Annotated in this window: 13 protein-coding genes; 11 read left to right on the top strand and 2 right to left on the bottom strand. The window is 34.0% G+C overall.

The window, feature by feature from the left end; translation table 11 throughout:
* Positions 1-17 precede the first annotated feature (17 nt).
* The 9 genes from QE109_RS00370 to QE109_RS00330 all read left to right on the top strand — a co-directional run bounded on the left by QE109_RS00370 (position 18) and on the right by QE109_RS00330 (position 9,719).
* Positions 18-1,259 (top strand): competence/damage-inducible protein A, encoded by a 1,242-nt coding sequence (locus QE109_RS00370; RefSeq protein ID WP_281092375.1) that lies wholly within the window; start codon positions 18-20, stop codon positions 1,257-1,259.
* Positions 1,260-1,378: 119 nt separating this feature from the next.
* Positions 1,379-2,422, top strand: a complete 1,044-nt coding sequence (recA, locus tag QE109_RS00365) for a recombinase RecA (protein WP_281092374.1) — start codon at positions 1,379-1,381, stop codon at positions 2,420-2,422.
* A gap of 226 nt (positions 2,423-2,648) precedes the next feature.
* Positions 2,649-4,205, top strand: a complete 1,557-nt coding sequence (rny, locus tag QE109_RS00360) for a ribonuclease Y (RefSeq protein WP_281092373.1) — start codon at positions 2,649-2,651, stop codon at positions 4,203-4,205.
* A gap of 182 nt (positions 4,206-4,387) precedes the next feature.
* Positions 4,388-4,654 carry a stage V sporulation protein S gene (locus QE109_RS00355; RefSeq protein WP_281092372.1) on the top strand — a complete coding sequence of 89 codons (267 nt, stop codon included), beginning with the start codon at positions 4,388-4,390 and terminating at the stop codon, positions 4,652-4,654.
* Positions 4,655-4,670: 16 nt separating this feature from the next.
* Positions 4,671-4,931: a stage V sporulation protein S gene (locus QE109_RS00350; RefSeq protein ID WP_281092371.1), complete on the top strand. Its 261-nt coding sequence runs from the start codon at positions 4,671-4,673 to the stop codon at positions 4,929-4,931.
* A 161-nt stretch (positions 4,932-5,092) separates the two neighbouring features.
* The gene (purB, locus tag QE109_RS00345; protein ID WP_281092370.1) at positions 5,093-6,523 is read left to right on the top strand and encodes an adenylosuccinate lyase; all 1,431 of its coding nucleotides are present in this window, start codon (positions 5,093-5,095) and stop codon (positions 6,521-6,523) included.
* Between the two features lie 121 nt (positions 6,524-6,644).
* Entirely contained in the window at positions 6,645-7,544 is a 900-nt protein-coding gene (locus tag QE109_RS00340; protein WP_281092369.1) for a hypothetical protein, read from the top strand.
* A 305-nt stretch (positions 7,545-7,849) separates the two neighbouring features.
* On the top strand, positions 7,850-8,332 hold the full coding sequence (locus tag QE109_RS00335; protein ID WP_281092368.1) for a QueT transporter family protein: 483 nt from the start codon (positions 7,850-7,852) through the stop codon (positions 8,330-8,332).
* Between the two features lie 172 nt (positions 8,333-8,504).
* On the top strand, positions 8,505-9,719 hold the full coding sequence (locus tag QE109_RS00330; RefSeq protein ID WP_281092367.1) for a tyrosine-type recombinase/integrase: 1,215 nt from the start codon (positions 8,505-8,507) through the stop codon (positions 9,717-9,719).
* 69 nt (positions 9,720-9,788) lie between these two features.
* On the opposite strand, the gene QE109_RS00325 is transcribed toward QE109_RS00330, so the two are convergent.
* Complete coding sequence (locus QE109_RS00325) at positions 9,789-10,160, bottom strand: LysM peptidoglycan-binding domain-containing protein (RefSeq protein ID WP_281092366.1); 372 nt, start codon at positions 10,158-10,160, stop codon at positions 9,789-9,791.
* Between the two features lie 245 nt (positions 10,161-10,405).
* Between QE109_RS00325 and lexA the strand changes: the two genes are divergently transcribed.
* Positions 10,406-11,035: a transcriptional repressor LexA gene (lexA, locus tag QE109_RS00320; protein WP_281092365.1), complete on the top strand. Its 630-nt coding sequence runs from the start codon at positions 10,406-10,408 to the stop codon at positions 11,033-11,035.
* A gap of 171 nt (positions 11,036-11,206) precedes the next feature.
* Positions 11,207-12,544, top strand: a complete 1,338-nt coding sequence (gene gdhA / locus QE109_RS00315; protein ID WP_281092364.1) for an NADP-specific glutamate dehydrogenase — start codon at positions 11,207-11,209, stop codon at positions 12,542-12,544.
* 190 nt (positions 12,545-12,734) lie between these two features.
* On the opposite strand, the gene QE109_RS00310 is transcribed toward gdhA, so the two are convergent.
* Positions 12,735-13,907 (bottom strand): NAD(P)-dependent malic enzyme, encoded by a 1,173-nt coding sequence (locus QE109_RS00310; RefSeq protein WP_281092363.1) that lies wholly within the window; start codon positions 13,905-13,907, stop codon positions 12,735-12,737.
* Between the last annotated feature and the right edge of the window lie 8 nt (positions 13,908-13,915).

Genomic DNA, 13,915 nt, shown 5'->3' with positions numbered 1-13,915 from the left:
GTTATGGAGGGCAATATATGAAAGCTGGAATTTTAGCAATTGGCACAGAATTATTGATGGGACAAACAGTGAATACAAATGCTGCTTATTTAAGTCGGGAATTAACATCATTGGGGATCGGGAGTTATTATCACTTTACGATTGGAGATAATCCAGACCGTATTAAAAAAGCGATTTTAGAGCTCTTAGATACCTGCGACGTGATTATTACTACTGGTGGATTAGGACCAACACTTGATGATATATCAAAAGAAGTTATTGCTGATGCTCTAAACTTAAAAATGGTTTTAGATGAAAGATCACTTTCAATTATCAAAGAAAGGTTTATAATGTTTAATCGTACAATGCCTGAAAGTAACGTAAGACAAGCGTATTTTCCAGAGGGAGCTATAATTCTTGATAATGCAAAAGGAACTGCTCCAGCGTGTATTGTTGAGATAAGTGAGAGTGACCAATGTATCATCGTTTTACCAGGACCACCACGTGAAATGGCACATATATATGATACTTATATTAAAAACTATTTAACACAGAAAAACGCTACAAAGATGCACTCTGTCTATTTAAGCGTTTATGATTATGGCGAATCTGCGGTTGAAGAAAAGTTAATTGATTTAATAGAGGGACAGACAAACCCAACTGTAGCAACCTATGCTGGAGATGGAAAAGTTTTATTAAGAGTAACTGCTTCGGGTGATGATGCTCAAAAGAACATAGATGACGTTAATGGTTTTGTAGATATAATAAAAAATAGAATAGGCAACTATATTGTTTCTGAAAAAGGTGAAGATATAGATCGCGTGATTATTAGTCTTTTAAAAGAAAAAAGACAAAAAATCGCGTTTGTTGAATCTTGCACTGGTGGCAAACTCGTAAGTTCTTTAATTAAACATTCAGGCGCATCAGATGTTGTGGACAGCGGTATTGTTACATACTCAAACGAAGCAAAAATGAGAGATGTGAACGTATCACATGATACATTACAAACTTTTGGTGCAGTAAGCCACCAAACCTGTTATGAGATGGTTAAAGGGTTAATTACAAAAACAGGGGTTGATATTGGTATTAGTATTACTGGAGTAGCAGGTCCGAATGGCGGAACCACAGAGAAACCTGTAGGATTAGTTTATATCGGTATAGCGGTCGGCGGCGATATTTATACTTTTGAAAATAAATTTTCGGGTGATCGTGAGATGATTCAAAATAGAACAGTATATAAAGCTTTAAAATTATTGTATGATTATCTATCAAAAATGTAAAATATTGACATTGTATGCTTTTCACGATATAATTTGAAAGAAGTGTTTGCATGTTTAAGGATGTATGCTATAATAAAACAGAACAAACGTTCTAATAATGAAAGCGGGTGTAATAGATTATGAGTGAAAGACAAAAAGCATTGGAAAATGTACTTGGACAAATTGAGAAGCAATTTGGAAAAGGTTCAATTATGAAACTTGGTGATGAGTCTGCGAAAATGAATGTCGAAAGTATTCCAACAGGTTCGATTGATTTGGATATAGCTCTTGGAATTGGCGGTATTCCTAAGGGACGTGTCGTCGAAATCTTTGGACCTGAATCATCTGGTAAGACAACTGTTACACTTCACATGATTGCAGAAGTACAAAAAAGAGGTGGAACAGCAGCATTTATAGATGCAGAGCATGCTTTAGATCCAGTCTATGCAAAAGCGATTGGTGTTGATATAGATGAGTTGATTGTTTCGCAGCCTGATACAGGTGAACAAGCTCTTGAAATTGTAGATGCTCTTGTGAGAAGTGGTGCAGTTGATATTGTTGTAATTGACTCAGTTGCTGCTTTGGTTCCAAAAGCAGAAATCACTGGAGAAATGGGTGATTCTCATATGGGACTTCAGGCAAGATTGATGTCTCAAGCGCTTAGAAAGCTAACTGCCATTATTAACAAGTCACATTGTACTGTTATCTTCATCAATCAATTAAGGATGAAAATTGGCGTAATGTTTGGAAATCCAGAAACTACGACTGGTGGAAATGCACTTAAGTTTTATGCTTCTGTAAGATTAGATGTAAGAAGAATTGATTCAATTAAAAAAGATTCAGATGTTATTGGTAATAGAACGAGAGTAAAAGTTGTAAAAAACAAAGTTGCCCCTCCGTTTAAGCAAGCTGAATTTGATATCATGTATGGACAAGGCATATCTAAAGAAGGTAGTATACTGGATGTTGCGTGTAATGCAGACATCATTAAAAAATCAGGTTCTTGGTATAGCTATGAAGGCAATAAAATTGGACAGGGTAGAGAAAACGCTAAAGAGTATTTGATTCAAAATCCTGAAACTTGCCAAATAATTGAAGATAACGTTCGTGTCTTTTTCAATTTAGCAATTGAACCAAAGAGAGAGAAGAAAGAAAAGAAAGAAAAAATAGAAAAAATAGAATAAACTTTTGTTTAGTTAGCGTATGATCTTTATTCATACGCTTTTCTTCTATGAAAATAGACAGTTAACGGTTAAAAAGTATGTCAAATATAGCATTTATGGGATTTTGGGCGTATCACTAGTATTGACAATTCTTGCGAAAAATTATAAAATTAATTGTATGATTGTATTTTCTTATATACATGAATATAAAGACCGGTAAAGCTGGTCTTAAAATTTACGTAAGGGGGTGAACGACATAAACGTACCTGTAATAATAGTTATAATAGTTGCTCTTGTAGCAGGAGTAATTGCATTTGGTGTTGGTTATTTGGTTAGAAAAAATACCGCTGAAAAAGTAATTTTAAGCGCTGAATTTAAAGCTAAAGAAATCATTGCAGAAGCATCTAAAGCAGCAGAATCTGTTAAGAAAGAAAAAGTTTTAGAAGCTAAGGAAGAAGCACATCAAATCCGCAAAGAAATTGATAGAGAAACTAAGGATCGCCGTGCCGAAATTCAAAAACTTGAACGCAGAAATCTTCAAAAAGAAGAAGCGCTTGATAAAAAAGCGTTAAATCTTGAAACGAAAGAAGATAAGCTTGCGGTAAAGATTAAAACTGTTGAAGATAGAGAAGCGGAAGCTGAGATTTTATACTCTAATCAAATCAAGGAATTAGAACGCATCTCACAATTAACTACAGAAGAAGCTAAGAATCAACTTTTAGCGGATGTAGAAAAAGATGTTCAGCATGACACGGTGGTACTTATAAAAGAAATTGAAGGTAAAGCGCGTGAAGAGGCGAACAAAAAGGCGAAGGATATCTTAGCCTATGCGATTCAAAAGTGTGCTGCAGATTACGTAGCCGAAAGTACTGTATCATTAGTAAACTTGCCTAACGATGAGATGAAAGGCAGAATTATTGGTAGAGAAGGACGTAACATCAGAGCACTTGAGACGTTAACAGGAGTAGATTTAATTATTGATGATACCCCTGAAGCTGTTATTCTTTCATCTTTTGATCCAATTAGAAGAGAAATTGCAAGAATGGCACTTGAAAAATTAATTATTGATGGTCGAATTCATCCAACTCGAATAGAAGAAATGGTTGAAAAGTCTAAAAAAGAAATTGAACAAATTATTAAAACTGAAGGTGAAAATGCAACTTTTGAAGTGGGCATTCACAATTTACATCCTGAGCTAATTAGGCTTGTAGGTCGATTGAAGTATAGAACTAGTTATGGACAGAATGTTCTTAAGCATTCTATTGAAGTAGCTCATCTTGCTGGACTTATGGCAGCAGAGATTGGTGCAGATGTAAAAGTAGCTAAACGTGCAGGTCTTCTCCATGATATTGGAAAAGCTGTAGATCATGACTTAGAGGGAACACATATCGAATTAGGTATGCAAATTCTTAGAAAATATCGTGAATCAAAAGCAGTCATCCATGCGATGAGTACACACCATGGTGATTATGAGCCTGAGTCTATCGAGGCGATTCTTGTTACTGCCGCTGACGCATTGTCTGCTGCAAGACCGGGAGCGAGAAGAGAAACATTAGACACATATATCAAACGTTTGGAATCTTTAGAGAATATTGCAAATGGTTATGATGGTGTTGAAAAATCTTTTGCTATTCAAGCTGGAAGAGAAGTTAGAGTAGTAGTCATTCCTGAAAAAATTGGTGATGACGATATGTTCTTATTAGCAAGAGAGATTAGCAAGAAAATTGAAGCAGATTTAGATTATCCTGGACAAATTAAAGTAAATGTAATTAGAGAATCTAGGGTAACTGATTTTGCAAAATAAATCATAGAATTATTATGAAAATTAGAAGAATTCATTCGTGAATTCTTCTTTTTAATTTTTTGTTTTGATAATGTTTTTTGTTTCAAATTTAATGAAAAAATCACATGTGTTTAACATAAAAAATCAAGGGTATATAAAAACTACATATTCTCATATCATTCGCACTAAGGAGGATCGTAGGAATGGAAGTATTGAAAGTAGCAACGCACTCGAAACCAAACTCAGTCGCAGGTGCTTTAGCTGGTATCATAAGAGATCAAGGACATGCTGAGATACAAGCGATTGGCGCAGGTGCAATTAATCAATCAATTAAGGCTATTGCCATTGCTCGTGGTTTTTTATTGCCAAGTGGTTTTGATTTGGTTTTTATTCCGGCTTTTTCTGAAGTAGAGATTAATGGTGAAGAAAGAACAGCAATTAAACTAATCGTACAAAAGCATATATTATAATAATGGAGGTCCTAAAATGGAAGTTTTAAAAGTATCCTCAAAATCAAATCCAAATTCTGTCGCAGGTGCTTTAGCCGGTGTAATTAGGGAACATGGAGGCGCAGAGATACAAGCAGTTGGTGCAGGTGCAATTAATCAATCAATTAAAGCAATTGCTATTGCTAGAGGATTTGTTTCTCCTTCAGGCATTGATTTGATATGTATTCCAGCATTCTCTGATATCATCATCGATGGTGAAGAAAGAACTGCTATAAAATTAATTGTTCAACCTAGATAAGAATAAAAAAATTAAAAAATATTAATTAAGAGCCTTTTAAGGCTCTTTTTGTTTGTAAATGGTGTGGTATTATATTATAATTAAACAGAAAGTGGATATTAAATAGTTTTAGCAAAAAAATGTTCGTATATTAAAGCTAGAATAAATTTTAGGAGGAACAAATGCACGAATTTTTTCAAAACCCTTTGATAGAAAGATATTCAAGTGAAGAGATGTTAAAGATATTTTCTCCAAATAATAAATTTTCAAATTGGAGAAAACTTTGGATTGCCTTGGCTGAATGTGAGAAAGAACTTGGACTTAATATTACAGATGCTCAGATCGATGAGTTGAAAATGCATATATATGATATAGATTTTGCAAGAGCTGCTCAAATCGAAAAAGAAGTAAGACATGATGTTATGTCCCATGTCCTTGCATATGGAGAACAATGTCCAACTGCTAAGCCAATTATTCACTTAGGGGCAACCAGTGCCTATGTGGGTGATAATACGGATTTAATTGTAATGCGTGAAGGCTTGTTATTAGTAAAAGAAAAGTTAGCTATATTGATTGATAAATTATCAAAATTTGCAGATGAGACTAAACACATTCCAACGTTGGGATATACGCACTTTCAACCTGCTCAGCTGACGACGGTTGGTAAAAGAGCTACACTTTGGTTGATGGATTTGGTGATGGATTATGAAGATTTGGAAGTACTACTGTCACAGCTTAAAATGAGAGGTGTAAAAGGTACTACTGGTACACAAGCATCGTTCCTTAGTTTATTTGATGGGGATCATGAGAAAGTTATAAAACTTGATGAAATGGTTGCTCATAAAATGGGTTTTGCAAAGTCTCTAAGTGTTACTGGACAAACCTATACACGCAAAATAGATGCTAAAGTTTTAGGCGTTTTAAATGGTATAGCTATTTCTCTTCACAAGATGACCAATGATCTAAGAATGCTTCAATCGATAAAAGAGATTGAAGAGCCCTTTGAATCTAAACAAATTGGATCTTCTGCAATGGCATATAAAAGAAATCCAATGAGAAGTGAAAGGATATCCTCTTTAAGTAAATATGTGATGTCTTTATCTACAAGTCCGCAGCTTGTTGCTGCGACACAATGGTTCGAAAGAACACTTGATGATAGTGCGAATAAGCGTTTGGCGGTTTCAGAATCATTTTTAGCAATTGATGCTTGCCTCGACATTGCAAATAACGTAAGCTCAGGCTTAGTTGTTTATGAAAGGGTTATTGAAAAGCATGTGATGGCTGAGCTTCCTTTTATGGCAACAGAAAATATCATTATGGAAGCCGTAAAAAAAGGCGGCGATCGACAAGAATTACATGAAGCAATCCGTGTGCATTCTATGGAAGCGGGCAAACAAGTAAAAATCGAAGGAAAAGAAAATGATTTATTAGATAGAATTGTGAGTGATCCGATTTTCAACTTATCACACGATGATGTTAAACTACTACTTAATCCCCAAGATTATATAGGAAGAAGCTCAGAGCAAGTCACAACATTTATAGAATGTGAAGTTGAACCAATTAGAAAAAAACATATCAATGTTTTGGGTAAGGAAGTATCTTTAAAAGTCTAGGTTGGTTAAATTATTGCTTTATATTATGAAATTTAAAAAAGCAGACGATATAATGGTAAATAAATGCTTAACTTGAGTAATATTGGTTATATTAATAGTAACTATAACTTTGGAGGTATTTATGAAAAACATTAATCAGTCTGCTTTTGATGCTTCTTCAAGCTATATATTAAATAATGCTCGTTACCTCGAAAAATTATTGTTAGGCCATTATTTTATATCACCATGTGGAGAGAAAGTTGTTAAGGCATTAAAGATGTATCAAAACAAAGATGGGGGATATGGTAATGGTTTAGAACCAGATTTCAGAATGTCATTTTCATCACCAATGGCAACTTCAATCGCCCTAAGAATATTGGCAGAATTTACTGAGACTGAAGGTGCTCTTGAACAAATCAACTTAGCACTATTGTATCTGGAATCAACCTACAATGAAGAATTAAAGGGTTGGGAGTCAACATCTAAAATGGTTAATTTATTTCCACATGCACCTTGGTGGACGTATCGAGCTACTGAACGTGAGTTAAGTGGAAACCCAAGTGCTGAAATAGTGGGGTATTTATACAAATTCAGAAATATTCGAGACAAGTTAGACATCATACAACTTAAAAATTATTACTTAAACAAACTTGTATCTAGTAATCTTGACGAAGAACATGAACTTATGTGTTATATTAGAATGTACAATCACATGTCAGACATCGATCAAGATATTATGTTACCGTACTTGACTGTTGCATATCAGAAAATAGTTACTATAAATCCTGAAGATTGGAACAATTATACGCCATACCCTTTGAAATTTGTAGAATTAAGCAAAGCTGATTTGTTTGAAGTATCAGAGGATTTGTTAAATGAAAACTTACAATTTCTATTAAATAAACTGTCTCTAATTGGCCATATTATTCCGAGTTGGTCTTGGGATTCATATCTTGAGGAATGGGAAGTTGCCAAGCGTGAATGGTCGGGCATATTAACTTTAGATGCCCTTCGTATATTACGTAGGTATAAACTGCTTTAGTGGCGTGACTTTTTTTCTTTTGTATAAATGCTACAAAAACGAATGATTTTATTTACTAAATCAAACAATATGTTATAATAGTCGAGATGATAGTGTTTCCTTGGTACCCACTATAAAAAACAAGGGGTGTTAAATCTTATATACGTGATTTTGATCAAGTCATATTTAAGTTTATTTTATACCCCTTAACGTTTGTTAGGGGGTATTTTAATGATTTTATAACTTATAAATTGTTTGTAAGGAAGCACATTTAAGCGTGACAGTTCGAAACCATCCTGTCATAAAACAAAACTAGGGAGGAAAAAATGAATAGAAATGTAAATTATGTGGTAAAAGCAGGTGTAATTGCTGCGCTTTATGTAGTGCTCGTTATGGTATTTAGTTTTAGCAGTTTTGGGCCTATACAATTTAGGATCGCTGAAGCGTTGACGATTTTGCCTTATTTTACCAGTGCTGCGATACCTGGTGTTTTTGTAGGTTGTCTGATTGCCAATATCGTTGGCGGTGCAGTAATCTGGGATATAATATTTGGTAGTTTAGCCACTTTGTTAGCAGCGTATCTTTCGTACAAGCTTCGTAAAAAAGCATGGCTAGTGACCGTGCCACCAATACTAATTAATACAATAGTTGTTGGGTTTTTATTAAAACTTGCTTATGGTATACCAGATGGATTGTTGGTACTTATGGGTGGCGTTTTAATGGGTGAATTAGTTTCAGTATTTGGAATTGGTATGATTCTATTGAATGCACTTAAACCTGTATCGAAGTTTATCGTGGATAAAGAATAATAAGTTTAATTAATCGTTCACATCAGTGAAAAGCTTAGATGTTAAGCAGACACAGATATGAGCGATTTTTTAATAGTAAATATAGCTCACGTGTGCTATAATAAGTATGTATCAACTATTCCTCAAATGTATATTTAGGGAATAGTTGAAAATAGAAAAATAAGGAGTGCATATGGCAAAGAAAAAAATGACCCCCTCTTCTAATTCCAACAAATTGACTGGGATTAATCAAGGAGATCTAAACAGTCGACTTAGTAAAAATAAAAAACTAAAAATACACAATAAATCTGACACTCCTGATAATATAGTGATTAAACAAAATGAAATGATTCGCAAATGTTTATGGATAGAATCTCAACTTCCTGATTTTATGTCAGATTACTTTATGTATCTTAAAAATGCAGTTGCTTTAAGCTCTCGCTTAGCATACCTTAGTGATGTGCTCTTTTTTTGTAATTATCTTGTTAATGAGCTGCAATTTTCAGATGCTCAAAAACCCGTTGATATAGACGCTGATGCGTTTTATAAAATAACAGCTAAAGATATTAATTTATTTCTTGCAGATTTTTGTACACGTTATATTGTAGAAACTGATAATGCTGATTATATTATGGAAAATCACAACCGTTCCCTAGCACGTAAGCGATCTTCATTGAGTGTACTTTTTAAGTTCTTTTATAGAGATCAATTAATGGAAAAAAACATCTCTGAAGGATTTAATCCTATAAAATTACCCAAACCACAACCTGATGCAATTAAGAGACTTGAAATTGAAGAAGTACAAAGGATGATAAATGCTGTTGAAACTGGTGAAGGACTCACGGAAAAAGAAAAACAGTATTGGGAAAAAACTAAATTAAGAGATAAAGCGATGCTTGTGCTTTTTACAACTTATGGCCTAAGAGTTAGTGAAATTCAGCAATTGAATCTCAGTTCTATAAACTATGCTCGTGGTGAATTTAAAATATATAGAAAACGAGCAAAAGAAGTTAATATGCCTTTAAATCATTCTGCGTTATCTGTAATTAATGAGTACGTTAAATTAGAAAGATTAAATACAATTAATCTTGATGACCCTCTTTTTGTATCACTACAAGGTACAAGAATGACTGTTCGCTCTATAAGAGAATTAGTGAAAAAATACACATCAATTGCAATGCAGACTTCTAGAGATAAAGGCTATAGTCCGCACAAATTACGTGCAACTGCAGCCTCTTCATTAATTCAATATGGATTTTCTATATATGATGTACAAAATTTACTTGATCATGATAATGTAACAACAACACAGCTTTACGCAGCACATAAGAAGAATGCAAAGCGTGATGTGATTAATAATTATGAATTACTAGATGAATACAATGAAGTGAAGAAAAATAAAAAGTAAAATTTGAAGTTTTATTGATGCTATCCTTAGAACAATTCATAATACTAATGTCAAATATTGTTTTAATGTCTATCTATTAGAAGTTGGAACTGCAATGGTCTGTCCAATAAATAAGGTACTCTCATCCATGTGGTTGTATTCTTTAATTCTATATACAACGGCACGAACATCCTCTTCATAAAAATTATATTTTGATGCAATATCCCAAAGCGTATCCCCTGCAACAACTTTAACAAAAATATCTGTATGATTTGTGGCAGCTTCAGACATAATAAATCCAGAAATATAAGAAATGATTGTACTGAGCAATATAAGCGTAATCAATGTCATAATGACAAAACGCGCTCTATTGACGATGTATAATCTTTTTCTTTTTTTGGTTTTAGTGTAGCCTGATTGTCTATTATAGTCGAATGTCATCTGATTTTTTGATTGGTTCATAAAGATCAACTTCCTTTCTTATATTATCTTATAGTTTTAGCACTTAAAGAACATGTGTTCTTATAATGCAATTATATACGAACGTGCGTTCTTTGTAAAGAGAAAAACAGAACTAATGTTTGATTTTTTTTAGTGCTTATGTTATAATCAGCTTAATTAAAGGTATTGAGCATATTATTTTAAGTTTAAACTTGTTCTATAATAAATTTAATGATAACTATATAAAATATGACAGGGGGTATTATATGGGTGCTTCTATCTCTAAGAAACAACAGATGATTTTAGATTTTTTAAAGGACGAAGTCTCAAAAAAAGGCTATCCACCTTCGGTACGTGAAATTTGTCAAGCAGTTGGTCTTAAATCAACTTCTACTGTTCATACTCATCTTACTAGATTAGAAGAGCTTGGTAAGATCCGAAGAGATCCTACTAAACCTAGAGCAATAGAGATTTTCGATATGGAAAATGAACCTGTTTCAAACGTAGTTTCTTTAGCTAGAGATACACGTTTCGTTCCAATAGTTGGTGAAATTACTGCTGGTCAACCTATTTTAGCAGTTGAAAGTATTGATGAGACCTTCCCCATTCCTTCTGATTTTGTCGATGAAGGCGTATACTTTATGCTAAAAGTTAAAGGTGATAGTATGATTGAAGCTGGTATTTTTAACAGAGATTTAGTTTTAGTTAAAAAGCAAGATGACGCGAATAGTGGTGATATTGTTGTTGCTATGATTGATGATAGTGCAACAGTTAAGACTTTCTATAAAGAAAAAGCACGTGTTAGATTGCAGCCAGAAAATGCATCTATGTCTCCTATTTATGTGGATGATGTTCAGATTCTTGGAAAAGTTAGAGGTGTTTTTAGAAAGATGTAATTACAAATACAGAATTTAAAAGGCATCATTAAGTGTAAATTATACTTAATGATGCCTTTTTTAGGACGAAAGTGATTAAATCACTATTTTGTTATAAAATGATTATTTTATTAAACGTAAAAAAGTGATATTATTTTAGTAGTACTAAATTATTTGTTAAAGGAGACTTGTATGTCGTATATTACATCTGTTTTTGAGCGTATTAAAACTAGAAGTCCTTATGAGAAGGAATTTTTACAGGCTGTAGAAGAAGTTTTTGAATCACTAGAACCAGTAATTAAAAAACATCCAGAGTATGAAAAAGCAAATATATTAGAAAGAATTACTGAACCAGAAAGACAAATCGTTTTTAGAGTACCTTGGGTTGATGATCATGGTAATTTAAATATCAATCGTGGATTTAGAGTGCAGTTTAATGGTGCGATTGGACCATATAAAGGTGGTTTACGCTTCCACCCTTCTGTTTATATTGGGATCGTTAAATTTTTAGGATTCGAGCAGATTTTTAAAAATTCATTGACTGGATTACCTATTGGTGGCGGTAAAGGTGGATCTGATTTTGACCCAAAAGGTAAATCAGATGCTGAGGTTATGAGATTTTGTCAAAGTTTCATGACTGAACTTTATAGACATATTGGACCAGATGTTGATGTTCCAGCTGGGGACATTGGTGTTGGTGGGCGTGAAATTGGTTTCCTATATGGTCAATATAGACGTTTAAGAGGCGCATTTGAAAATGGTGTACTTACTGGCAAAGGGTTAACTTACGGCGGTTCATTAGCTCGAACAGAAGCTACTGGCTATGGTCTTGTGTATTTTGTTGAAGAGATGCTTAAACACAATGGTCAAGATTTGAAAGGAAAAACTGTTGCAATCTCCGGTTCTGGTAATGTTGCGATTTATGCTTGTCAAAAAGCAACGCAATTAGGCGCAAAAGTTGTTGCGATGTCAGATTCTAGCGGTTATGTATATGATGCGAATGGGATTGATTTACCTTTGATTCAACAACTTAAAGAAGTTGAAAGAAAAAGAATTAGTGAGTATCTCAAAACACATGCTGAAGCTAAATATGTTGAAGGTCACGGTGCTGTTTGGTCTATAAAATGTGATGTTGCTTTACCTTGTGCTACTCAAAATGATATCACATTGGAACATGCGAAGACACTTGTGGCTAATGGTGTTACTGCTGTTGGTGAAGGCGCAAATATGCCATGTACCAACGAAGCAGTCAAGTACTTCCTTGATAATAACATCCTAGTTGCTCCTGCAAAAGCTGCAAATGCAGGTGGTGTAGCGACTTCTGCACTTGAGATGAGTCAAAACTCTATGCGCTATTCTTGGACATTTGAAGAAGTTGATGCAAAACTTAAAAACATCATGATCAACATCCATAAAAACGCAGCAAAGGCATCTGAAGATTACGGTTTTGGCTATAATCTAGTGGCAGGAGCAAATATCGCTGGATTTATAAAGGTTGCTGATGCAATGATCGCTCAAGGTGATTACTAAAATCTAATATAATTACTATTTTATTTAGTGGTAAAATTGATAAAACTAAACTAAAACTAGTGTAACAGTTAACTAAAATCAGCGTATAGAGATATACTTGAACTAATTATTAAAGGGACATATAAAATGATGAAATATCATTTTATATGTCCCTTTAAGCTATTTTAGCTTTATTATTGTACATTTATTTCTATACTCTAGAAACACCTGAATCAACAGCTGCTTTGTATACTGCAGTTGCAACCTTTTCTCCAATGCTCTTGTTAAGTGCAGATGGGATGATATATTCATCATTTAATTCATCAGCAGAGATAAGGTCTGCAATAGCATAAACTGCTGCAACTTTCATAGCTTCATTGATATCTGATGCTTTGGCATCTAAAGCGCCTCTGAAAATACCTGGAAAAGCTAGTACGTTATTGATTTGATTTGCAAAATCTGATCGACCAGTCCCTACAATTCTTGCGCCTGCCTCTTTAGCTAAATCAGGCATAATTTCAGGATCTGGATTAGCCATCGCAAAAACAATAGAATCAGTATTCATTGAAGTTACCATTTCTTTTGAAACTGCATCTTTGGATGAAACGCCTATAAATACGTCAGCGCCATCCATTGCATCTGCTAATGTACCTTCTGTACAGTTTGAATTGGTTATTAGTGCAATTTCATCTTGAACCCAGTTTTTTTGTTTTACGTTTCTACTAATGATTCCGGCACGATCACATGAAAGAATATTTTTAGCACCTAAGTCAACAAGCATTCTAGCGATCGCATTACCAGCTGAACCTGCGCCGTTAATAACAATTTTTATTTCTTCAATTTTTTTGTTAACGATTTTAAGTGCGTTAATCAGTGCTGAACAAACAACGATAGCTGTACCATGTTGATCGTCATGGAAAACAGGAATATCAAGTAGTTCCTTAAGTTTCCTTTCAACTTCAACACATCTAGGAGATGAAATGTCTTCAAGATTAATACCACCAAATACCGGAGCAATTTGTACTACAGTTTGGACGATGGAATCGACTTCCTGAGATTCTACGCAAATTGGGAATGCATCAACATTTGCAAAGGCTTTAAAAAGTATAGCCTTGCCTTCCATGACTGGAATAGCAGCTTTCGCGCCGATGTTACCTAAACCTAAAACGGCTGATCCATCAGAGACTACTGCAACTAAGTTGCCTTTAGATGTGTACTTGTAGACATCTTCTGGATTAGCTGCAATTTTTCTACATGGTTCAGCAACGCCTGGTGTGTAAGCCATCGATAAGTCATCTTTTGATTCAAGTTTAACTTTACTTGTTACTTCGATTTTGCCTTTTGCAGCTTCGTGTAATTCAAGTGCGCGTTGATTATAATTCATGTTCCCTC

The sequence above is a fragment of the Fusibacter bizertensis genome (assembly GCF_029914245.1).
GTDB classification, from domain to species: domain Bacteria; phylum Bacillota; class Clostridia; order Peptostreptococcales; family Acidaminobacteraceae; genus Fusibacter_C; species Fusibacter_C bizertensis.
This window is presented reverse-complemented; position numbering and strand designations above follow the sequence as displayed.

What these genes read in the sequence shown, in the direction of transcription:
- QE109_RS00370 (WP_281092375.1), top strand. Translation starts at nt 18, where the DNA reads ATGAAAGCTGGAATTTTAGCAATTGGCACAGAATTATTGATGGGACAA.
- recA (WP_281092374.1), top strand. Translation starts at nt 1,379, where the DNA reads ATGAGTGAAAGACAAAAAGCATTGGAAAATGTACTTGGACAAATTGAG.
- QE109_RS00355 (WP_281092372.1), top strand. Translation starts at nt 4,388, where the DNA reads ATGGAAGTATTGAAAGTAGCAACGCACTCGAAACCAAACTCAGTCGCA.
- QE109_RS00350 (WP_281092371.1), top strand. Translation starts at nt 4,671, where the DNA reads ATGGAAGTTTTAAAAGTATCCTCAAAATCAAATCCAAATTCTGTCGCA.
- purB (WP_281092370.1), top strand. Translation starts at nt 5,093, where the DNA reads ATGCACGAATTTTTTCAAAACCCTTTGATAGAAAGATATTCAAGTGAA.
- QE109_RS00340 (WP_281092369.1), top strand. Translation starts at nt 6,645, where the DNA reads ATGAAAAACATTAATCAGTCTGCTTTTGATGCTTCTTCAAGCTATATA.
- QE109_RS00335 (WP_281092368.1), top strand. Translation starts at nt 7,850, where the DNA reads ATGAATAGAAATGTAAATTATGTGGTAAAAGCAGGTGTAATTGCTGCG.
- QE109_RS00330 (WP_281092367.1), top strand. Translation starts at nt 8,505, where the DNA reads ATGGCAAAGAAAAAAATGACCCCCTCTTCTAATTCCAACAAATTGACT.
- QE109_RS00325 (WP_281092366.1), bottom strand. Translation starts at nt 10,160, where the DNA reads ATGAACCAATCAAAAAATCAGATGACATTCGACTATAATAGACAATCA.
- lexA (WP_281092365.1), top strand. Translation starts at nt 10,406, where the DNA reads ATGGGTGCTTCTATCTCTAAGAAACAACAGATGATTTTAGATTTTTTA.
- gdhA (WP_281092364.1), top strand. Translation starts at nt 11,207, where the DNA reads ATGTCGTATATTACATCTGTTTTTGAGCGTATTAAAACTAGAAGTCCT.
- QE109_RS00310 (WP_281092363.1), bottom strand. Translation starts at nt 13,907, where the DNA reads ATGAATTATAATCAACGCGCACTTGAATTACACGAAGCTGCAAAAGGC.